The following is a 1403-nucleotide window of genomic DNA, read 5'->3' as shown; positions in this document are numbered from 1 at the left end:
CATCCGTCTTTAGCTAAGAGAGAAACCGCGTGACAGCAGCGGCTTATCGAGGCTACTTTTCGAGAGGAATGAGGAGGCGATAGCTGTGTCCAACAGAGCCTCCTCATCGAGAATCATGCGTCGGCTTACTACACTGTTTCCCTCCGAGTTCCTCGAAGAGCACGCCGAGGAACTCGGCGTGGTCGAGCGTGAGGGGAAGCTTCAGATTCCTGTCCTCGTGTGGGCGCTCGTGTTCGGCTTCGCCGCAGGCGAGAGCCGAACACTCGCTGGCTTCAGACGCTGCTACAACTCGACAGCTGATGAAACGATCTCTCCCGGTGGCTTCTATCACCGGTTGACACCAACGCTGGCGGAGTACCTCCGCGACCTCGTCGAGCACGGTCTCGACGAGGTCGCTGTTCCCGACACTGTTGACGCTGATATCGACCGATTCAGGGACGTGATGATCGCCGATGGAACGGTGATGCGGTTGCACGAGTTCCTCTCTGATGAGTTCCAGGCCCGTCACGAGGAGCAGGCTGGAGCGAAGCTCCACCTGCTCCACAACGCCACCGATGAGACGATTGAACGAATCGACGTGACGGACGAGAAAACGCACGACAGCACGCTGTTCAAGACGGGATCGTGGCTGCAAGGACGGCTTGTTCTGTTCGATCGAGCGTACTTCAAGTATCGCCGCTTCGCGTTGATCGATGAGAACGACGGCTACTTCGTGAGTCGGCTGAAAGAGAACGCGAATCCGCTGATAACGGAGGAATTGCGGGAATGGCGCGGCCGCGCCATTCCCTTGGAGGGCAAGCAGATCCACGATGTGGTCGATGATCTCTCGCGGAAGTACATCGACGTAGAGGTCGAAGCGGAGTTCAAGCGGGGCCAGTACGAGGGAACGCGCTCGCTGGACACGAAGCGATTCCGCGTCGTCGGCGTCCGTGACGAGGACGCCGACGACTACCACCTCTACATCACGAATCTGCCAAGAGAGGAGTTTTTCCCGGCGGATTTAGCAACGCTGTATCGGTGTCGGTGGGAGGTAGAAACGCTGTTTCGTGAACTGAAGACGCAGTACGAGTTGGACGAGTTCGACACAAGCGACCCGGATGTGGTGAAAATTCTGCTGTATGCGGCGTTGCTGTCACTGCTGGTGAGTCGTGAGCTGTTGGATCTGGTCACCGAGCAGGCTGACGACGAGATCGTGTTTCCACCGGAACGCTGGGCGGCGACCTTCCGGTCGCACGCCCAGCTCATCCTCCACGAACTCGGTGAGTATCTCGGGTACTCGCCACCGCCGTTGCTGGAGCGGCTGATCGAGGACGCTCAGAAGATTCACCAGCAACGACCGATCTTACAGGAGACGCTCGCTACCGCTACACAACCGAGGTGTGAGTCTTAGCTAAAGACGAATG

1 protein-coding gene is annotated in these 1403 nt (G+C 58.2%); it reads left to right on the top strand.

The window, feature by feature from the left end; genetic code table 11:
• The first annotated feature begins 115 nt into the window (after positions 1-115).
• A complete protein-coding gene (locus MU521_RS21295; RefSeq protein WP_250864859.1) occupies positions 116-1390 on the top strand; it encodes an IS4 family transposase in 1275 nt (424 codons plus the stop codon).
• The last annotated feature ends 13 nt before the right edge of the window (positions 1391-1403 follow it).

This window comes from Halorientalis regularis (assembly GCF_023698535.1).
Taxonomy (GTDB): Archaea; Halobacteriota; Halobacteria; order Halobacteriales; family Haloarculaceae; genus Halorientalis; species Halorientalis regularis.
The sequence above is the reverse complement of the archived record's forward strand: the minus strand, read 5'-3'. Positions and strand labels throughout refer to the sequence as shown.

What these genes read in the sequence shown, in the direction of transcription:
- MU521_RS21295 (WP_250864859.1), top strand. Translation starts at nt 116, where the DNA reads ATGCGTCGGCTTACTACACTGTTTCCCTCCGAGTTCCTCGAAGAGCAC.